Genomic DNA, 18,531 nt, shown 5'->3' with positions numbered 1-18,531 from the left:
TTTCATTTCAAGGTGGCGCTTTTGAGTTTCAAGAGTTGGGTGATGGCGACCTGGTTGGCGATGGCCGTCTGCTTGAACCGGACGATACCAGTCCCCGGGGCCCACCAGGAAACGCTGTTCGTCAACCCCTTCAGGTTACCGGACTCCCACTGCGAGGACGTCTCGATCGCGATGCCGGACATGCGTCCCATTTCGGTGTCGACCTCTTGAGGGCCGGTGACTTTGCTTTCGGCTTTCGACGTGCCGACTTTCCCGCCCGGAACAATGCCCTTGCCAGACCACTTGAACGTGCTGCCCGTGTCGAGGGGAAAGAGCAGGGCCGGTTGCATGGGTTCGAACGCCGTCCCTTCGGTGCCGACGGAAACCTGGAACAGGCCCTTGTCGTTGCGCATCCAGACCTGTCGGTCCTGGACTTGCCCGTCCTGGGTGACCTCGAGCGTGGCCTTTTCGCCACCGGGAACGGGATCGACGGAGACCACGCGGTAGGTGATCTCGATGGTGGGGTCCGACTGCTGGCCTTGGGTTGCCGACGTGCGGAACCCGTCGAGGGTGTAGGTCCACTGGTTGCCGACCTTCCAAGGGAAGATCGAAGCCTCCTGGCCCGGGGCCAGCTTGGCGGGTGGAATCTGCTTGACGCTTTTGGCTTCGTAGCTCCCGCCTCCGCCGCTGCCGCAACCGGCGAGGACGAGGGCGGCGAGCGCGCCGAGGGTGATGCGATGCTGGATCATGGGTGTTTCTCTGCCTTCTTGTTCGCTTTCTTCATGAGGTCCACTGCGTCCTGCACGAGGACCTTGTCGGGAAGCTGGGTAATGGTGACCACGCCGCCCGAGAGCTCGTGCTCGATGCGCGGCGCGCCGATCGCGATGCCGTCCACGACCAGCAGCAGCTGCGAGCCCACGCGGTGCTTGCTGTACTGCCAAAGTCGCTCCCGCCCCTCTTCCGTGAGGTCGATCTTCAGATCGTAGAACCGCACCCCGTTGGTGCTGGTCCTCTCCACGGAGGTGGCGTCGACGATCGCGTCTTCGTTGATCACGATCTTCGCCGAATGCAAGACTCGTTCCGGAGCGGCCGCGAACCCTTGCAAACGTTTGGGGTCGAGCCTGGCCTCCAACGCCTTTCGGACGTTTTCGCGCGCGCTCGGGTCATCGACGAGGCGTTGCGCCTCGTCCCGGATGGTGCCCAAGACCATCGAGTTCGTGACCTCGGGCTTCTCTGCGTACTTGTCCTCGACGATCTTGCAGAAGGTGGGTTTGTACGGCTCGAGGATGTAGCCTGTCGCCTCGGGGCTCTCCGCGTCCTCGGGCATTCGGACCGTCACCGGACTGCGGATGACGATCCCGTTCTGGATCGAGGAGAACCGGATCTGGGGCAGGGGAGAGCCGTCGAGGGTGACTCCCAACTCCGTCTGAAGTTTCGCGAGGAGAGCCGGATCCCCGTCGAGCGCTTTCCGAACGTCGTCCGCCTCCCACATCACGCGGACAGGGGGCAGTTGGCTCTCCCTGAGGTCGTTCATCGCCATGATGAACTCGCCCAAGGCCTTGGTGTCGCCCTGCATGCTTTGCAGCATCTCGCGGATCGGAATTCGGCGCCGTCCGGTTAACGAGTCCGTCTCCGATTCGTTGCCCGAATCGTCTGGCGCGGAAAACTCTCCCGACGCGCCCTCGACCAGGGTCGCGATCTGGTTTTGGACCACGATCCGAAAGCCTCTGCCGGCGTGGACGCCCAGCAGGTTGACGCTCCCGGGAACGATCTTGGGGAACGTCTTGCCCATGATCATCGCTTCGGTGACCCGCTGGTACCCGTAGTAGGCCCCAGCGGCGATGGCGACGAACCCGATGGCGATTTTGGTCCCTGAACGCATGACGGCGATCCTGCTTTCGTGCGCCGACGAAACAGCGCGTCCCATTTGCAACGGGATTGTACCGACTTGCGTTCCCAGCCTATTCCGACGGGTTGTACGAGCTGTAAAGCCGCCCCGCGACCATCGCCGCGACGATGGACAGCCCGAGGTTCAACGCAGCCGCGGGGATGGCCGCGAGCGCGGGAGAGATGCCCAGCGCCCAGAGCCCGCCGAAGATGCCGACCGACCAGATGCCCGTCACCGCGATGCCAAGCAGCGTCATCAGGTTGCGGAACGAGCGCTGGGTCGGGTCCTCGACATCCGGGAACAGCACCGTCATCAGGAAGACCATGGCCGCGACCAGGAGCGCCCCGGGAGCGGCCATCACGGACGTTCCGGCGATGACGGTCCACAGCGAGGGACGCAGAAGCAGCGCGACGAGGCCGCCGAACCAGAGGCCCAGCGTGCTGGGCAGCGCCTTGGCCGCGATCTCCACGAAGACCGTGGTGGACGCTGGAAACGGCAGAGGCTTCTGAAGGTCCACGCGCTTGAGGACCTCCACTGAACCCATTTGCGCGAACCCCATGCCCATCGCCAGCAACGCGATTCCCTGCATCACCGCGGTCAGGACGCCGATCGGCTCCGCCCGGTCGGCTCGGGCGGGCAGGAGCGCAGGCATCGCGCTCATCATGGTGCCGAGCAACAGGAACGTGATCACCATGGTCCGTGCGCCGCGCAGTTGAAGCAGGATCTCCTTCCAGAGCAGGGCGAGAGGGCCCTGCATGCGCAGACGCTGCATCCACCCCCGGCGTCCCGCCTTCACCTTTCCCGCGCGGGCGGCGGCGGCAATCGTGCCGTAGTAATCGCCCTGCCGCATGCGCAACTGGGCGGCGTGCGTGTCGTGGGTCTTGGCCGCGGCTTGGTCGTACAGCCAGTCCGCCTGCGTCAGCGCGATGCGCAACGCCCCGACGATCACGAAGAGCAGGCCGCCCAGGCCGATCAGGCCCTCGGTCAAATTGCCCTCCAGAGGCGCCATCACCAACATCGTCGCCAGGGTCGACGTGAAGAAGAAGACGCGCAGGACGGGCTCGTGGGCGAGATCGATCGCGTCCGAAATCTCGGAGACCCCGCGGAGCCGAAAGGCCACGAACGCCACCACGCCCACGACGAGCCCGACACCCACGCTCACCATCACCCGTTTGTTGCGGTCGCTCTGCAGGTCGCTTCGGTTGACGAACAGGCTGGCGGCGTACGAAATGGCCACCCAACACAGCGCCATCGCGATCCACGCGACGAACATCATGCGGCCCGTTAGGCCCGCGGAGCCCGGCAGGTGCACGTTTCGGAACAGCGCCTCCCAACCGGAGGCGACGGGGCGGAGCGTGAAGAGCCCCACCAGGAGGGGCACGATCAGGGTGACGAGGTATTCGCGGACGATGCGAAACACCAGGACGAGCCGCGTCGAGATCGGAGTGGGGAACAGCACGTCCACATCGGCGGGCTTGAAACCCTGCCGCGGACCGAACATCCCCAGCGCCAACAAAAGGGAAAGTCCCGCAAAGACCGTGAACACCACCGCATCCACGGCCGCCATCGGTGGGAACTCGATGGAGCCCACGGCCTGTTCCGGCAGGCGAATCTCCCGATCCGACCGAGCCGGATTGAGGAAGATGAGGAAGTACCAGCCCACGAAGGCGAGCAGCCCGATCAGGCGCTGCGGCGAAGTCAGCGCGCGGCGCACTCCGTTGATCAGGGACCTAACCGTGAGGTAGACCAGCGGTCTCATCGGTCCCCTCCTCGGTGAGCCGGAGGAACACGCCCTCCAGGCTCTGCCCCTGCATCTCGTTGGCGTTCTGAAGCTCCTCGAGCGTGCCCTCGGCCAGCTTTCGGCCCCGCGCCAGGATGATCACCCGGTCGCAGAGCTTCTCGGCCGTGTCCAGCAGGTGGGTCGAGACCAGAATCGCGCACCCCGCGTCGCGCTGGCGCATGATCTCCATCTTCAACTGGTGCGATCCCGCGGGGTCGATGCCGATCATCGGCTCGTCGAACAGGATCACGTTGGCATCGTGGATGAGCGCGCACGCGACGGCCAGCTTCTGCTTCATGCCCTTGCTCAGCGTCGCCACCAGCTCGTCGCGCTTCTCCCAGAGGTGGTACCGCTCGAGGAGCACCTGCCCGCGCTGTTCGAACGCGTCGAGCTTGTGGAAGCACATCGCCACGAATCGCAGGTGTTCGTGGACCGTGAGCAGTTCGTACAGCGACGGGACCTCCGGGACGAAGGCCAGCCCCGCCTTGGCGAGCGCCTGTTGCGTCACGACGTCGTGACCGTTGATGCGCGCCTGGCCGCTGGTGGGGCGCAGGATGCCCGCGATGCAGCGAAGCGCCGTGGTCTTGCCCGCCCCGTTGGGGCCGAGCAGCCCGACGATTTCTCCTGGTCGAATCGTGAAGCTGAGCCCATCGAGCGCACGGAACTGCTTGTATTGCTTGACGAGCTGGTCCACTTCGAGCATGGGCCCTATTTTAGATGAGACCGGGCCCTTCCCATGCGGGGGCCAAGTACAATCCACCGCGATGAGGGTAGAGGAGCTCTCCCAAGCGATTCGGGCCGAGATCGACAAGGCGATCGTTGGGCAGCAAGAGGTGATCGAGCAGGTCCTGGTCGCCGTGCTGGCGAACGGCCACGTGCTGCTCGAGGGCGTTCCCGGCGTCGCCAAGACGCTCATGGTCCGCGCGTTGGCGCGTTCGCTCGACCTCGCCTACGGCCGCGTCCAGTTCACGCCCGACCTGATGCCCAGCGATGTGATCGGAACCCTCGTGTTCGACCCGAAAGAGAACGACTTTCGGTTGAAGAAGGGTCCGGTGTTCGTGAGCGTGCTGCTCGCCGACGAGATCAACCGCACGCCTCCCAAAACGCAGGCGGCGCTCCTCGAGGCGATGGAGGAGCGCAAGGTCACCATCGACGGCGAACCGCACCCGCTTCCGCCCCCGTTTCTCGTCTTCGCCACGCAGAACCCGATCGAGTTCGAGGGCACCTACCCGCTGCCCGAGGCGCAGCAGGACCGGTTTCTGCTGAAGATCGTCGTGGACTATCCCGCGGACGAGGCGGAGATCGACGTGCTCAAGCGCCACCACTCCGGATTTCGGCCGCAAAGCCTCGAGGACGCCGGCATCGAGCCGGTGGTGCATGCCGCGGGCCTCATCGAGGCCCAAGCCCAAGTCGCTGCGATCGCCGTCGAGGAGAAGGTGTTTGCCTACATCCACGACTTGGTGAAAGCCACCCGCAAGGCCAACGACATCCTCTTTGGCGCCTCACCGCGGGCCGGGATCGCGCTGCTCAACTGCGGCAAGGCCCTGGCCGCGATCCGCGGCCGCGACTTCGTGATCCCGGACGACGTGAAATCCATGGCCCTCCCCGTGCTTCGCCACCGCATCGTGCTGCGCCCCGAGGCCGAGGTCGAGGGACTCACGCCGGACCGGGTTCTCTCTTCGTTGATCGACGCACAGGTCGTTCCCCGATGAGATCGCTTCTCCTCACGCGGCAGAACTGGGGCGGCATCGCCCGCTATGCCGAAGATCTGGCCGAGGCGCTGGGCGCCTGCGATGTCGAGGCCGCGGCGGTCGATGCCACGGACTGGATGCCGAACGAAACCGGCCCCAAGTTCGACAAGCACGTCTCCAAGCGGCTGGTGGACACCGCGCGGGGCTTCGACGTCGTGCACGCGGTCGGCTACCGAACGGCCTGGGCGTGCAGCGCGGCGTTTGGGGACAAGCGACCCTGGATCTACACGGCCTACGACCTGCCGAAGACGCGCCACCCGCTGTTCGTGGGGCGCCTCAACGACTCCGCCGCAGGGCTCTGCTCGGCGCGCGCGGTGCGGAAGGCGCTCGACGACATCCTGGTGATGAATCTCGAGACCGTGGTGATCGGCGTCCGCCAACCCCACCAGGCGCTCGACCGCGACCAGGCGCGCGCGGCGTTGGAGCTTCCGACCGGGGGGTCGGTGGTGGCCGGCGCGGGGCGCTGGGTTCCCGACCGCGGCTTCGACGCGCTCGTCCGATCGATGGAAAGCGTGTGGGAGTCCGAGCCGGACACGACCCTGGTCCTTGCGGGCGGCGGGCCCGAGAAGGACGAGTTGAGCCGCCTCGCGGCCGAGAGCCGTCAGCCGGAGCGGGTCCGGCTGCTCGGGCTCGTGGACGATCCGGCCGTCGTGATGGCGGCCGCCGACATCTTCGTGGTGCCCAGCCGCAGAGGCGGCACGAGCATGGCCGCGATGGAGGCGATGGCGAGCGGCCTTCCCGTCCTCCTGCGCGATACCGGAGGCCTGGCCGAACTCATCGATCCCGACCTTTCGGGAATGCTGTTCGACACGGACGAGCAGCTCGGAAGCACGATCGTCGAGATGTTGGGCCTGCCATTGACCCTGGAGACCCTCGGCGGCGCCGCCAAAGTCGCGGCGGCCGAGCGGTTTCGAATCGACCGGAACGCCGAGCGGGTCGCAGAAGTCTATCGTAGCGTGACCCCATGATTTTCAGCACACTTTTCGCCGCACTCGCGCTCGCCGTGCAGCAGGCGCCGTTCAAGGCCGACCTTCCCGCCAAATACCTGACCCCGCCCCCCGCCCCGTCTCGGGTGCTTGCGCGCGTCGACGGGGTGGAGATCAAGGCATCTGACGTCGAGCCCTTTCTCTGGGACTGGCGCGCCGACGAGGCGCTGATGGACTTGATCTCCTACCAGATGGCCAAGGCCGAGGCCGCGAGCAAGGGCGTCCAGGTTCCCGAAAAGGAGATCGAAGCCGAGGTGGATCGGCAGATCGAGGCTGTGCGCTCGAGCCTCCAGCCCGGCCAGACGCCCGAGCAGTCGTTGAAGGACGAAGGGTTCCCGCGCTCGCGCCTCTACCTGCGCGTGGCGAGTCAGCTCCTGATCGACGGGATCGTGCTGCGCCAATTCGACCCCAAGGAGTACGTGAACGTCTCCACCATCGTCATCAAACCCGTCGACGAGCAGGCAAGCTCCCTTTCGGCCGCTTTGAAGAAGGCCGAAGACGCCTACTCCCGGCTCCAGGGCGGCGAACCTTGGGAGACCGTGCTCGCCAGTCTCGCCGACCCCGCGGGCCGACCCAGCGGCGGTCCCGTGGGCTGGAGACCGTTGTCGGCGTTTCCTGACACGGTCCGAAGCGAGCTCGAAAAGCTCGAGCCGGGAAAGGTCACGAAACCCGCCCAGACCTCCAACGGCATCCAGATCTTCCGCATGGAGCGCCAGGGGAGCGCGGCGGTGGGAGTCGAGATGGACCAGCTCAAGGCCACGTATCTCACCGGGGCTCGCCAGTCGTACGCGAAGCAGTTGCGGGACCGGGTCAAGATCGAGCGTTTCGACCGTGGCGGGCTGGAAAACTAGCCGGTCGGGTGGAAAACTCGGGAACACCGGGTGGCCCAATCGGGTATAAAAGTTCAAGGAGACACCACGGACTCGGTGGAAACGGAGGTCGGAGCAGGGAAGCTCCCTCCCACTCTCTTTTGCTCTCCCCCCCGATGGTCTGCCGTTCATAATGTGCGGATGGGTCGGACGCTCCTTGCGGGAGACTCGAACACGGCATGGCGCGAGTGGTTGAAGCACCACGGCGACGCCGACCTCGTCCACTTGGACCCCTCGGACGCGCACTTTGGCCCCGCCGGCCGATTGCTGCGGGTGCGCTCGGGCAAAGTCGTCGGTTGGCGATTCTACGGCTCCCTCGATGCACGCCGCGCACCGCACCTGCTGGTCGCCGGCGCGGCCGAGCTGCTTGCCGAGGCGGGGCCCGATGCGGTCGTGCAGCTCTTTCCGTTGCGCCGGAGCCCGCTGTTGCGGCAACTTGCGCTCCTGCTCGACGATCTGGTGGCCCCCGAGAGGATCCTGACGCCGGAGGGAGCGGGCGTGGAGACGTTGGGATGGAGCATCGGCCCGGAATCCGTCGCCCGCGAGAGCGCGTTTCCGGAGATGGTGAGGCACGCTCAGCGCAAAGCCCAGTGGCTTCGGATGCTCGAAGAGGGCACGGTCGCCGAGGTACCCCTGGCCACCTTGTCGATCCGGGGTGCGCGCCTCGGGTCGGGCCATCCCATCCCCCGAACCGACTTGGACGCGCTGGGGTTGGTCCATGTGTCCCATGCCGAGCTGTGCGGGAAGACGCTGCTGCTCGTGGCCGAGACCGAGCCCGACGATGCTTCGGTCGCGCGTGCGCTCGACCGTTGCCACGCGCAGACGCTTCACCGCGTGCCGCCCGGGGCCTATGCGGGCCTATTGGCGGCCTTGGGCCGCGATCGAGGCGAGCCTCTGGCGATCGGCCGGGTCGAAACGATCGACTTTCGGCATGGAGTCGTCCGCGTGCGTTCGACGATGCAGGAGGGGGCGGGTGCCCGGACTCTGCTGCTGGGCGGCGTGCGGCTCGACGAGGACGGAAACGAGGGGCCGGAACTGCGGCCGTGGCAGGTATAAACGGCCCATGCGCCTGTACCTGATCCGCCATGCCCAAACCGCGTGGAACCTGGAGGGGCGCGCCCAGGGCCACACCGACGTCTCGCTGGACGAGACGGGGCTGGAGCAGGCGAGACGGCTGGGTTCGGCCTTCGAGGGCGCGCGTCTGCAAACGGTACTGACCAGCGACCTGAAACGAAGCTACGACACGGCCCGTCCGGTGGCCGAGGCGGCCGGAGCGGCGCTCGAGCCGCTGCGTGAACTTCGCGAGCGCCACATGGGCGATTGGGAGGGGCTGCCCTACGAGGAGCTGTGGGCGCAGGCCGAAGCCCTTGCGGGCGGGTCGCCCGCCTTCACGGTGCGGCCGCCCGGTGGCGAGTCGTTCGCCGATGTGTGGGATCGCCTCGACCCGGTGGTCGAGCGCATTGTCGCGATGCCCGACTCGGTCGCCGTCGTCACCCACGGAGGCACCGCCGCCCTGCTTTTGGCGAAGTTGATGCAAGGAAACCTCATCACATCCCGAGGGTTTCGTTTTCTCAACGCGTCGGTGACCGAACTGCAGCGCCGTCCCGAGGGGCTCTTCATGATGCTCCGCTACAACGACGCCGCCCACCTCGAGGGGCTCGAGGCGCTCGCAGGGGGCCTCCATGGCTCGGGCCGCTGAAGACCTGATGCGCGCCTCGACCAAAGCGGCGCGGCAAAGGGCCGCGGCGGCGCAACGGGACTCGCGCTCGCCCGTGGTGGCGTTCTTCGGTTCGCCTTTTGGCGCGGCGCTGGTTTCCGCGATCCTGCTCCTGGCGGCGTTTCCGCCCTTCGACTTGTCGTTGCTCGTGTTCGTGGCTCTCGTGCCGTGGCTTGGCGCCCTCGCGGACGCGACGCCGCGCCAAGCCGCCCGTTCGGGTTACGCGTTCGGCCTGGTGTTCATGGGGGGGCAGATGTTCTGGCTTCAGCCCTTCGTCTCGCGGTGGACGCACAGTTGGGTGTTGGGCACCGTTCCATGGCTCCTCGCCACGGCGGCGGGAGCGCTCTACTTCATGGGTGCGGGATGGCTCGTGCAGCGCTGCTGGAGTTGGAGGCGACCGTGGCTCATCCCGATCGTGTGGGCTGGGGTGGAGCTGCTTCGCTCGTACATTTTGGTGCTGGCTTTCCCCTGGGGGTTGGTTGCGACCCCGTTGTGGCTGCTGACGCCGATGATCCAGCTCGCGCACTACGGGACGATCTACGCCGTGTCCGCGTGGGTGGTGCTCGCCAACGTGCTGGGAGCGAGGTTCCTTCGCGGCGACCGCTTCCTGGAAACCCGCAACGGCGCCATGGCACTGGTCGCGCTGCTCGCCCTTTCGCTGGTGCGTTACAACGCGCCCGCACCGGGCGAAGTGAAGACCGTCACGCTCGGCCAGCCCGGCGTGGATCTCGCGTTCGGCGATCCCGCCCGGACGGATCGCGAGGTAGCGATGGCCGTGAACGAGATCATCTTGTCGGCGGCCACCCAGAACGTGGACCTCGTGGTGTTGCCCGAAGGGCTCGTGAACGAGGGTGCGTTCCCGCCCCACCCGTCCTTCGATGTGATTCCGGGGACCGTCTTCGGTGGCAAGCGGGGAGGCGATCCCGCGTACCAGGCGGCGTTCGCGTTCGACGGCAAGTGGCACTACGCGGACAAGACGCGTTTGGTGGTGTTCGGCGAGTACGTGCCGGGGCGCCAGTTCCTGCCCTTCCTGGACGCGTTTCACGTGCCGGGAGGCGACCTGCAACCCGGAGAGCGCGTCACCGCAATCGATGTGGGCGGGCTGCGGGTGGGGCCGATGCTGTGCTTCGAAGGGCTGTTCTACGACGTGGGGCTCAAGCAGGCGGCCAATGGCGCGCAGCTGCTTGCGCAGATGTCGATCGATGACTGGTACATGGGCACGGCCGCGCCCGACCAGTTACGGATGGCGGCGCCGTTCCGAGCGGTGGAGGCCGGGGTGCCGATGGTGCGCGCGGCGTCCCTGGGCTACTCGCTGGCTGTCGATGCGCGCGGCGATTTGATTGCGGTGGCCCCTTTGGGGAAGCAGGTCGCCACCACTCTGCGGGTCACCGTGCCGAAGCGGCCGGACCTGTTTCCCCTCCTGGCGGTGTTTCCCTGGATCGCGGGTTTGAGCGTGCCGGCCGTGGCGCTCGCGTCCTGGTGGGGCGGGCGACGACGCCCCGGCGGGGCGATCCCGGTGGCACCACGAGGGTCCGGGCGGTCAGAATAGGAACTTGGGTGCCGGCCCTTCGGGAAAGGCGCCATGATCACGGCAGACTTGGGGTCCGGCGCCGTTGCCGGACGGTTCCACCGTCGGGACGATCTGGCCGAAACCTGGGAGCAGCAGATCGAATCGATGAAGAAGAGAATTGGCATCTTGACGGGCGGGGGCGATGTCCCCGGCCTGAACCCTTGTATCAAGGCCGTGGTCTCGCGTGCGACGGCCGCGGGCCACGAGGTGCTCGGCATCCGACGGGGATGGGCGGGGCTTCTCCATCTCGACCCTGAGGACGAGGGGAGCCAGGATCAGTACGTCCTGCCGTTGACCCGGGCGAACACCCGCACGATCGATCGCAGCGGAGGCACCTTCCTCCACACCTCCCGGACAAATCCGGGGCGGGTGAGCAGCGAGCGGATACCGTCGTTCCTGTGGCGGGGCGACCACGAGGCGATGAGCGCCGACGACCGGGCGGACTTCACGCCCCACGTGTTGCGCAACCTCGAGTTCCTCGGGATCGACGCGCTGGTCACGATCGGGGGCGACGACACGCTGAGTTACTCGGCACGCCTGGATCGCGAAGGGTTCCCGATCGTGGCGGTGCCCAAGACGATGGACAACGACGTGCCGGGCACGGATTACTGCATCGGTTTCTCGACGGCCGTGACGCGCAGTGTGGACCTCATCACGGCCCTGCGCACGCCCACCGGTTCGCACGAGCGCATCTGCATCGTCGAGCTGTTTGGACGCAACTCCGGCGAGACCTCGCTCATCTCCGCCTACCTGGCCGGCGTGGACCGGGCGATCATCTCCGAAGTCCCGTTCGACGTGGAGCGGCTGTCGGAGTTGCTCCTTAAGGACAAGGAGGAGAACCCCAGCGGCTACGCGATCATGACGATCTCCGAAGGCGCCCAGATGGTGGGTGGCGAGGTGCTCGAAACCGGCGAGCAGGATGCGTACGGCCACCGGAAGCTCGGGGGCATCGGCGAAGTCGCCGGCGAGCGGATCAAGGCGTTGACGGGCCAGAACATCATCTACCAGCAGCTCGCATACCTGATGCGAAGCGGCGAGCCCGACGCTCTCGACCGGATGGTCGCGATCTCGTACGCGAACCTCGCCACGGAGCTGGTGCTGAGCGGCCAATCGGGGCGGATGGTGGCCCTTCGGGAGGGCAAGTACACCGTGGTGCCGATGGCGGAGGGTCTTTCCGGAAAGAAGACCGTCGACGTGGCCGAGCTGTACGATGCCGAGAACTACCGCCCGAAGGTTGCGAGCATGTTGGGCAAGCCGATGTTCCTGTACTAGGGCACCAGCCGGACCACGGTCCCCCTATGAAGGTCCACGATCACGATCTCGCCGTTTGCGTCCGGGGTCAGGGACACGGGGCCGTCGATCGCCTCCGCACCCAACGGAGCGTTGATGGACGCAGTGTGGTCCAAGACTGCGGCGAGGCTTGTAGCCTTCGCTTCGCCCGCGCCCGTCAGGGAAAAGGGAACGGACGCGACCCGTTTCGTCACATAGTCGGCGAAGAAGTAGCGACCTTGGAGCGACGCATCCAGGCCGGTTCCCCGGTACACGAATCCCCCGGTGATCGATTCACCGAACCCGTGGCCGTACTCGAAGAACGGGTCGGTGGAGGGGGTCGAGAACGCGGGGCCCGCGTTGTTTGTGTCATGACGTCCTTCCCGTTGGCGCCACCCGTAGTTCCTCCCGCCGCGACCCATGGGCTCGAAGTTCACCTCCTCGTACGCATCCTGCCCGACGTCGGCGATCAGGAACCCGCCTGTCACGGGATCGACGGTCCAGCGGAACGGGTTGCGCAGACCGAAGGCCCAGATCTCGGCGTTGACGCCCGGTGTGCCAACCCAGGGGTTGTCCGAAGGCACGCGGTAGTTCTGGTCGGGATCCGCGGGGAAGTCGTCGCCTGTGACATCGAGCCTCAGGATCTTGCCGAGGTAGCTGGTGGGCGTTTGTGCTTCGTTGTTCGGGTCGTTGCCGGGGCCCCCGTCTCCGGTCATGAGGATCAGCATGCCGCTCGTGTCGAAGGCGATCGATCCGCCCTTGTGGTTGGTGGCGGCCGGCTGGACGAACGAGAAGATGGGGAAGGGGCTTGCGAGCGACGTGCCGCCGGCGTTCATCGTGTACCGAACGATCCTCGTTTCGGTCGGCGAGCCGGCGTTGTAATGCAGGTAGACGAACTGGTTGGACGCGAAATCGGGGTCGAACGCGATGCCGAACAGGCCGCACTCGCCCGCCGTGACGACGAGGCCCGTGATGTCCAGCACCGGGGTGGGCTGGAGGGTGTCGTTCACGAGCAAGCGGATCCGTCCGGTGCGCTCGAGCACATAAGCGAGCGACGGATCGGCGGGGTTCGCTGCGTAGAGAACGGGTTGGACCAGTCCCCTCGCGAGGACGACCCCCCGGATCGCGACGACGCCCCCCGACGAAGAAGAAGAGCCCGAACCGCCGCACGAGACGCACGTTCCCAACAGGGCGAGAAAGCCGAAGGCGCGCACCCAACGTAGCATCACGCGAGTATACAAGCCCTCTGGGAAGATGCCGAGTGGTGTCAACCGTGGGTTGCCGGGGTGCCCGGGGTGCCCGGGGTGTCCGGAGTGTCCGGGATGTCCGGGGTGTCCGGAGTGTCCGGGGTGTCCGGGGTGTCCGGGGTGTCCGGGGTGTCCGGGGTGTCCGGGGTGTCCGGGGTGTCCGGGGTGTCCGAGGTGTCCGGGGTACACGGGGTGCCACGCCCGCTTGACGGGCGTGCTCAGAAGCTCAGCCCCGAAATGGAACTCACGCCCGTCCGGCGGGCGTGGCACACGATGAGCACCCGCAGCCTGAACACCCTGTTTGCAGCAGCGGAGGACTCGTTCTCTCCCAGGGGGCCTAGCCGCCCGGCCGTGCTTCCCGCGCGAGCTTCTCGGCTTCGTCGAAGATCGCTGCAATTCCAGCCGGGATCCGCTCCTTGAAGACGGTGTCGAGGTAGTTCAGGTCGTGGTTGTGCTCGGCAAACAGATGGGTCTCGAGGTTGTGTTTGCCGGCGACTTCGAAACGGCGCCTGATGTCCGCCACCCCTGCGGCGGGGCAGTTTGCATCCCGCTCGCCATGGAAGATGGAGATCGGCAGGTCGAGTTTCAGGAGGCGCGTCTTGTTGGCCTCGAGCGCGAAGTGCTCCTTGAGCCAGGCGACGGAAACGTGGAAGAAGTTGTCCCAGACCCAGGCGTCGTCGTCTCTTTGAACCGCGTCGAGGAGGGCTTTGTAGCGGCCGGCGACGATCAGTCGGAAGTCGGCAGTTGTGAGGGCGCCATCCTTGTCCACGTCGAGCTGCTCGAATTTCGCGTCCCCCAGCGCGGCCTTGCGGTATCCCGCGATCTTCTCGTCGGTCGACGCATACTCGTCGTTCGAGATCGCCCCATTGCCGTCGGCATCGAAGATCGGCGAGAGGTTCAGCATGCTCGACGCGCCTGAGTACTGCCACTGGATCACGTCGTAGAGATTCTCGTTCGCGTAGCCCGCGAGCAACAACGCGTCGATCCCGGACTTGGGGTTCTCGGCGGCCATCGCCGCGAGGATCGTTCCTTCGCTCCATCCCAGAAGGACGATTTTGGCTTGGGCGAGGCGGTCGCGCCCTTTGAGGAACGAGACGACGGAGGCGATGTCCTTGACCTCGACGCTGGGAACGACTTTGGCGAACTTCACCCGATCGATGGTTTCGAAGGTGGGCGGCTCGGTGCCCAGGGTCACCCCGCGTTTGCTGTACGAGAAGAACCCGATGCCCCGCTTGTTGAATTCGGTCTCGAAGAGGTCGAAGTAGTTGAACTCCTTGGTCGAGATCTTGCGCCGGTCGAGATAGGTTCCCGGCCCCGTGCCGTGGATGAAGACCACCACTTCCTTCACCGGCCCCGAGGTGTCGGGAAGGTCCAACTTGCCAGTGAGCGTTTCCCCGTCGAAGAGTCGGATTTCGACGATCTGGGAGGAGGCGCAGGCGGAATCGAACGACGCTGCGGCGAGGATGAGGCAAGCGGGGCGGAGTTTCATGAGCGATCAGGTTTGGGGTGGGGGTGAACCGTCACGCCGGGCGGGGGAACTCGGCCGAGCGGTGGGCCGCCGCTGCGAAGCGAGTCCTGATGTTGGATGCCTCCGACGTATTCGCAGACAATCGCGCCGAAGGTGATTTCGACTTCCTCCCAAACCGCAAACCCGATGTTCTTGGGGTCTGAGGCTTGAGGGGTGAACTGGTGAAAGCCGGTGACGCGCGCTTGGGTGAGGCGGACTGTGTAATACAACTGTTCGCCACCGTTGGGGTTGGGGCGGTAGAAGTTGAAGGTCGCGTCGATCATCTCGTTTTGGGTGAGCGCCTTCCAGATCATCACCGACGCTTTGTCGATTCGTTTCACGAATTTGATCGGTGCATAGTTGCGTCGCCCGGTGGCGATTCCGCTTGCCGCGCTCGTTGCAAGGGCTGCCTTGAGGTCGAACGAGAAGCAGTCGATGGTGTTCGCGCGCCCGAGGCTGGCGAACTGGCTTTCACCTGGGACGATGGCGCCGTTGCTCTTCAGGGTCAAGCTGACGGTGTCGGCGCTCGCGGCAAGGGCCGCACACGCGAGGATCCATGTGATGGACAAGCGAGTGAACATGTGTTCCACCTCCGTCGCATGTCTACCCGAGAACGGGTGGCGGAGAGAGGGAGATTCCCGTTCGACTCGCTTCGCTCGCTCAGGGCAGGCTTCTCATCGCCCTCCCGCCGCCAGCGAGCTGGCGGAGAGAGGGAGATTCGAACTCCCGAAGGCTTTCACCTTAGCGGTTTTCAAGACCGCCGCAATCGACCACTCTGCCATCTCTCCGCGCGGCGCAAGTGTACCGGGACCGTTTTCGCGCCGTCGGCGTGGGATAATCCCCCCATGCGATGCGATTGGAGCGGGGTGTTCCCCGCGATGACGACCCAGTTCCACGAAAACGGAGATCTCGACCTCGAGGCGACGGCGCGCCACATCGATCGGATGATCGGGGCAGGGGTCTCCGGGCTCGTGATGCTCGGCTCGCTCGGGGAGAGCAACACGCTCGACTTCGAAGAGAAGCTCGAGGTGATGCGGGTCGCCCTTTCCACGGCCAATGGGCGCGTCCCGGTGCTCAGCGGCGTCTCCGAACTGTCCACCGCCGCCGCGTGCCGCACGGCCCGCCGGATGGAAGAGCTCGGCGCCCAGGGGCTCATGGTGATGCCCGCCATGGCCTACCGCGCCGAAGGCGAGGAGGCGAAGAACCACTTCCTCCAAGTCGCGCGCTCGACGGGTCTTCCGATCATCGTCTACAACAACCCGCTCGCCTACCTGGTGGACCTGACGCCCGAGATGTTCGCGGACCTCGCCTCGCAGGAGAACCTCGTCGCCATCAAAGAGTCCTCCGGGGACACGAGGCGCTTCACGGATCTCGCCAACACCGTGGGCGATCGCTACACGCTGTTTGCGGGGGTGGACGACCTCGCGCTCGAGTGCGTCGTGCTAGGCGCGAAGGGCTGGATCGCAGGCATCGGCCTGGCGTTTCCCGAGGAGAACCAGCGCTTCTGGGAGTACGCCGTTTCGGGAAACATCGAGGCGGCCCGCGCGCTCTACCGGTGGTACACGCCCGTGATGCACCTCGACGTGGGGACCAAGTTCGTGCAGAACATCAAGCTCGCCATCCAGGAGGCGGGGCTTGGCTCCGAATGGGTGCGCCTGCCGCGCATGCCGCTGGCCGGCGAGGAGCGCGAGCGCGTACTCGGGATCATCCGCAAGGCCCGAGAGCGGAAGTCGCTGGTCCATGGCTGAGCCCACTCGCGTTCGCGTCATCGATTCGCACACTGGCGGGGAGCCGACCCGGGTCGTCCTCGACGGCGGACCGGCGCTCGCCGGATCGACGATGGCCGAGCGGCGCACCGACTTCGCCTTGCGCTTCGACCAGTTTCGCTCCGCGATCGTGAACGAACCGCGGGGTTCCGACGTGCTGGTGGGCGCCCTCCTCACCCCGCCGGAGCGGGAAGGTTCCGACGCGGGGGTCGTGTTCTTCAACAACGTGGGGATGCTCGGGATGTGCGGGCACGGGACCATCGGCGTGGTCGAGACCTTGCGGCACTTGGGGCGCGTGCGCGAAGGCACGGTCCGCTTGGACACGCCCGTGGGGCTGGTCGAGGCGACGTTGCGCCCCGACGGGGCCGTGGCGTTCGACAACGTGGCCAGCTACCGCACGGTGAAGGACGTGGGCGTCCACCTCGACGGGGGCGAGCATGTGGTGGGCGACGTGGCGTACGGCGGCAACTGGTTCTTCCTCGCCTCCGCGGGGGAACGGCCCATCGCGCTAGAGCACGTCGGCTCGTTGACCGCGTTCACCACGCGCATCCGGGCGGCGCTGGAGCGCGCGGAAATCACCGGCGAGGGTGGAGCGGAGATCGACCACGTCGAGCTGTACACCGAGTCCGACACGCCGGGCGTGGACTCGCGCAACTTCGTTCTCTGCCCGGGGATGGCCTACGACCGCTCGCCCTGCGGCACCGGCACCAGCGCGAAGGTCGCCTGCCTCGCCCAGGATGGGAAGCTGGCCGAAGGGGAGGTGTGGCGGCAGGAGAGCGTGACCGGAAGCGTGTTCGAGGCCAAGGTGCGTCGCGGACCGAACGGTTGGCTTCCCACCATCGCCGGCCGCGCCTGGGTCACCGGAGAATCCACCCTGTTGTTGAACCCCGAGGACCCGCTCTGCTGGGGCTTGGGGGCGCCATGAGCAATCCCCCAAGGCCCAACCCATGAGTCGCGTCGTCGTCATCGGTGCCGGCATCGTGGGCCTTTGTTCGGCGCGCGAGATGGTGCGTCGAGGCCACGAGGTCGCGGTGATCGATCGGGGCGCCCGGGACCAGCACAACTGCTCCTGGGGCAATCTCGGGATGATCGTGCCCAGCCACTTCGAGCCCCTCGCCGCGCCCGGCATGGTGGGTTACGGGCTGCGCATGCTCGCAAATCCCGAGAGTCCCTTCGGGTTCCACGTGCCGCCCTCCCCCGCGCTGCTCGCCTGGGCCTGGCGCTTCTGGCGTGCGGCCACTTCCGCGCATGTGGAGCGTGCGTCCCCGGTGCTTGCGCGGATGCACCTCGCCAGCCTCGACCTCACCCGCGACTTGCTGAAGGAGTTGGGCGGTGACTTCGGGTTCGTCGAGCACGGGTTGCTCACGCTCTGCAAGACCGCGGCAAGGCTCGACGCCGAGGCGGCGCTGGCCGAGCACGGGCGCGCGTTCGGCATGACGGTGGACGTGCTGGACCGGGCTGCCTTGCGCGAGCGCGAACCGGGGGTGGACATGGACGTCGTGGGCGCCGTGCACTACCGCAACGATGCGCACCTGGAGCCCGGCCTCCTCACCGAGGCGCTCGTGAAGGACCTCGAGGCGCGCGGGGTGTGCTTCCACTGGTCCACGGACGCGCTGGGTTTCGAACAAGACGGTTCGGACGTGCGTGCCGTGCGCACTTCCGCAGGAATCGTCGAGGGGGACCGGTTCGTGGTGGCAGGCGGCGTCGAGTCCGAGGGGTTGGCGGCCGAGTTAGGCGTGCGGATCCCGCTTGTGGGAGGGAAGGGGTACACGATGACCGTCGAGGACCCGCCCCAACTGCCAAAGGCGTCCGTGATCCTTGCGGAGGCGCGCGTGGCGGCCACCCCGATGCGGGGCGCGTTCCGGATCGGGGGCACGATGGAGATCGGGGCGGGCGACCTTTCGGTGTCCCATCGCCGGGTGGCGGGCATTCGCCGCTCGTTCTGCGACTACTTCCCGGCGTTTTCCGAGGCGACTTTTGCCGGTGTTCCCGTGTGGGCCGGGCGTCGGCCGTTGACCCCCGACGGTTTGCCGTGTCTCGGAGTGGCGCCTCGCTTTTCGAACTGCGCGATCGCATGCGGGCACGCGATGATGGGGTTCAGCCTGGGTGCCGTCAGCGGCCGCCTGGTCGCCCAGCTTCTGGAGGGGGAGCCTCACGCGGTGCCCCTCGATCTCTTCGGCCCGGATCGGTTCGGGTAGTTGA

General features: G+C 66.6%; 17 protein-coding genes and 1 tRNA gene. 10 read left to right on the top strand and 8 right to left on the bottom strand.

Annotation, left to right across the window (positions count from 1 at the left end):
- Positions 1-2 precede the first annotated feature (2 nt).
- The 4 genes from M9921_12740 to M9921_12725 are packed head-to-tail and all read right to left on the bottom strand — an operon-like array spanning position 3 to position 4,350.
- Positions 3-728, bottom strand: a complete 726-nt coding sequence (locus M9921_12740) for a hypothetical protein (protein ID MCO5297715.1) — start codon at positions 726-728, stop codon at positions 3-5.
- Positions 725-1,906, bottom strand: a complete 1,182-nt coding sequence (locus tag M9921_12735; protein MCO5297714.1) for a hypothetical protein — start codon at positions 1,904-1,906, stop codon at positions 725-727. Before M9921_12735 ends, M9921_12740 begins: the two co-directional genes overlap by 4 nt.
- A 34-nt stretch (positions 1,907-1,940) precedes the next feature.
- Positions 1,941-3,626, bottom strand: a complete 1,686-nt coding sequence (locus tag M9921_12730; protein MCO5297713.1) for a putative ABC exporter domain-containing protein — start codon at positions 3,624-3,626, stop codon at positions 1,941-1,943.
- Positions 3,598-4,350, bottom strand: coding sequence for an ABC transporter ATP-binding protein (locus M9921_12725; GenBank protein MCO5297712.1), 753 nt, complete (start codon positions 4,348-4,350; stop codon positions 3,598-3,600). The genes M9921_12730 and M9921_12725 overlap by 29 nt, the downstream gene beginning before the upstream one ends.
- A gap of 61 nt (positions 4,351-4,411) precedes the next feature.
- Here M9921_12725 and M9921_12720 point away from each other — a divergent pair, with 61 nt between their 5' ends.
- The 7 genes from M9921_12720 to M9921_12690 all read left to right on the top strand — a co-directional run bounded on the left by M9921_12720 (position 4,412) and on the right by M9921_12690 (position 11,812).
- Complete coding sequence (locus tag M9921_12720; GenBank protein ID MCO5297711.1) at positions 4,412-5,359, top strand: MoxR family ATPase; 948 nt, start codon at positions 4,412-4,414, stop codon at positions 5,357-5,359.
- Positions 5,356-6,366 carry a glycosyltransferase family 4 protein gene (locus tag M9921_12715; GenBank protein MCO5297710.1) on the top strand — a complete coding sequence of 337 codons (1,011 nt, stop codon included), beginning with the start codon at positions 5,356-5,358 and terminating at the stop codon, positions 6,364-6,366. Before M9921_12720 ends, M9921_12715 begins: the two co-directional genes overlap by 4 nt.
- Positions 6,363-7,235 carry a peptidyl-prolyl cis-trans isomerase gene (locus tag M9921_12710; protein ID MCO5297709.1) on the top strand — a complete coding sequence of 291 codons (873 nt, stop codon included), beginning with the start codon at positions 6,363-6,365 and terminating at the stop codon, positions 7,233-7,235. Before M9921_12715 ends, M9921_12710 begins: the two co-directional genes overlap by 4 nt.
- Positions 7,236-7,394: 159 nt before the next feature.
- Positions 7,395-8,309: a hypothetical protein gene (locus tag M9921_12705; GenBank protein ID MCO5297708.1), complete on the top strand. Its 915-nt coding sequence runs from the start codon at positions 7,395-7,397 to the stop codon at positions 8,307-8,309.
- Positions 8,310-8,316: 7 nt separating this feature from the next.
- Positions 8,317-8,952, top strand: a complete 636-nt coding sequence (locus M9921_12700) for a histidine phosphatase family protein (protein MCO5297707.1) — start codon at positions 8,317-8,319, stop codon at positions 8,950-8,952.
- Positions 8,936-10,519 (top strand): apolipoprotein N-acyltransferase, encoded by a 1,584-nt coding sequence (gene lnt, locus M9921_12695; GenBank protein MCO5297706.1) that lies wholly within the window; start codon positions 8,936-8,938, stop codon positions 10,517-10,519. Before M9921_12700 ends, lnt begins: the two co-directional genes overlap by 17 nt.
- A gap of 33 nt (positions 10,520-10,552) precedes the next feature.
- Entirely contained in the window at positions 10,553-11,812 is a 1,260-nt protein-coding gene (locus M9921_12690) for a 6-phosphofructokinase (GenBank protein ID MCO5297705.1), read from the top strand.
- On the opposite strand, the gene M9921_12685 is transcribed toward M9921_12690, so the two are convergent.
- The 4 genes from M9921_12685 to M9921_12670 all read right to left on the bottom strand — a co-directional run bounded on the left by M9921_12685 (position 11,809) and on the right by M9921_12670 (position 15,351).
- A complete protein-coding gene (locus M9921_12685; GenBank protein MCO5297704.1) occupies positions 11,809-13,035 on the bottom strand; it encodes a PQQ-dependent sugar dehydrogenase in 1,227 nt (408 codons plus the stop codon). The genes M9921_12690 and M9921_12685 overlap by 4 nt on opposite strands.
- A gap of 358 nt (positions 13,036-13,393) precedes the next feature.
- Positions 13,394-14,545, bottom strand: a complete 1,152-nt coding sequence (locus M9921_12680) for an alpha/beta fold hydrolase (GenBank protein ID MCO5297703.1) — start codon at positions 14,543-14,545, stop codon at positions 13,394-13,396.
- Positions 14,542-15,144 (bottom strand): type VI secretion system tube protein Hcp, encoded by a 603-nt coding sequence (hcp, locus tag M9921_12675; protein MCO5297702.1) that lies wholly within the window; start codon positions 15,142-15,144, stop codon positions 14,542-14,544. Before hcp ends, M9921_12680 begins: the two co-directional genes overlap by 4 nt.
- Positions 15,145-15,263: 119 nt before the next feature.
- A tRNA-Ser gene (locus M9921_12670) sits at positions 15,264-15,351 on the bottom strand.
- 57 nt (positions 15,352-15,408) lie between these two features.
- Between M9921_12670 and M9921_12665 the strand changes: the two genes are divergently transcribed.
- From M9921_12665 to M9921_12655, 3 genes are read left to right on the top strand one after another with little or no spacing between them, the layout of a single operon-like run.
- Positions 15,409-16,311, top strand: coding sequence for a dihydrodipicolinate synthase family protein (locus tag M9921_12665; GenBank protein ID MCO5297701.1), 903 nt, complete (start codon positions 15,409-15,411; stop codon positions 16,309-16,311).
- On the top strand, positions 16,304-17,254 hold the full coding sequence (locus M9921_12660; protein MCO5297700.1) for a proline racemase family protein: 951 nt from the start codon (positions 16,304-16,306) through the stop codon (positions 17,252-17,254). Before M9921_12665 ends, M9921_12660 begins: the two co-directional genes overlap by 8 nt.
- 22 nt (positions 17,255-17,276) lie before the next feature.
- Positions 17,277-18,527, top strand: coding sequence for an FAD-dependent oxidoreductase (locus tag M9921_12655; protein ID MCO5297699.1), 1,251 nt, complete (start codon positions 17,277-17,279; stop codon positions 18,525-18,527).
- Positions 18,528-18,531: the final 4 nt, after the last annotated feature.

This window comes from Fimbriimonadaceae bacterium (genome assembly GCA_023957775.1).
In the GTDB taxonomy this organism is placed as follows: Bacteria; Armatimonadota; Fimbriimonadia; order Fimbriimonadales; family Fimbriimonadaceae; genus JAMLGR01.
Note: the sequence above shows the minus strand (reverse complement) of the source record. Positions and strands in the feature narration are given on the sequence as shown.

Bases quoted from the DNA above. Each gene is read 5' to 3' on its own strand.
- M9921_12740 (MCO5297715.1), bottom strand. From the start codon at position 728: ATGATCCAGCATCGCATCACCCTCGGCGCGCTCGCCGCCCTCGTCCTC.
- M9921_12735 (MCO5297714.1), bottom strand. From the start codon at position 1,906: ATGGGACGCGCTGTTTCGTCGGCGCACGAAAGCAGGATCGCCGTCATG.
- M9921_12730 (MCO5297713.1), bottom strand. From the start codon at position 3,626: ATGAGACCGCTGGTCTACCTCACGGTTAGGTCCCTGATCAACGGAGTG.
- M9921_12725 (MCO5297712.1), bottom strand. From the start codon at position 4,350: ATGCTCGAAGTGGACCAGCTCGTCAAGCAATACAAGCAGTTCCGTGCG.
- M9921_12720 (MCO5297711.1), top strand. From the start codon at position 4,412: ATGAGGGTAGAGGAGCTCTCCCAAGCGATTCGGGCCGAGATCGACAAG.
- M9921_12715 (MCO5297710.1), top strand. From the start codon at position 5,356: ATGAGATCGCTTCTCCTCACGCGGCAGAACTGGGGCGGCATCGCCCGC.
- M9921_12710 (MCO5297709.1), top strand. From the start codon at position 6,363: ATGATTTTCAGCACACTTTTCGCCGCACTCGCGCTCGCCGTGCAGCAG.
- M9921_12705 (MCO5297708.1), top strand. From the start codon at position 7,395: ATGGGTCGGACGCTCCTTGCGGGAGACTCGAACACGGCATGGCGCGAG.
- M9921_12700 (MCO5297707.1), top strand. From the start codon at position 8,317: ATGCGCCTGTACCTGATCCGCCATGCCCAAACCGCGTGGAACCTGGAG.
- lnt (MCO5297706.1), top strand. From the start codon at position 8,936: ATGGCTCGGGCCGCTGAAGACCTGATGCGCGCCTCGACCAAAGCGGCG.
- M9921_12690 (MCO5297705.1), top strand. From the start codon at position 10,553: ATGATCACGGCAGACTTGGGGTCCGGCGCCGTTGCCGGACGGTTCCAC.
- M9921_12685 (MCO5297704.1), bottom strand. From the start codon at position 13,035: ATGCTACGTTGGGTGCGCGCCTTCGGCTTTCTCGCCCTGTTGGGAACG.
- M9921_12680 (MCO5297703.1), bottom strand. From the start codon at position 14,545: ATGAAACTCCGCCCCGCTTGCCTCATCCTCGCCGCAGCGTCGTTCGAT.
- hcp (MCO5297702.1), bottom strand. From the start codon at position 15,144: ATGTTCACTCGCTTGTCCATCACATGGATCCTCGCGTGTGCGGCCCTT.
- M9921_12665 (MCO5297701.1), top strand. From the start codon at position 15,409: ATGCGATGCGATTGGAGCGGGGTGTTCCCCGCGATGACGACCCAGTTC.
- M9921_12660 (MCO5297700.1), top strand. From the start codon at position 16,304: ATGGCTGAGCCCACTCGCGTTCGCGTCATCGATTCGCACACTGGCGGG.
- M9921_12655 (MCO5297699.1), top strand. From the start codon at position 17,277: ATGAGTCGCGTCGTCGTCATCGGTGCCGGCATCGTGGGCCTTTGTTCG.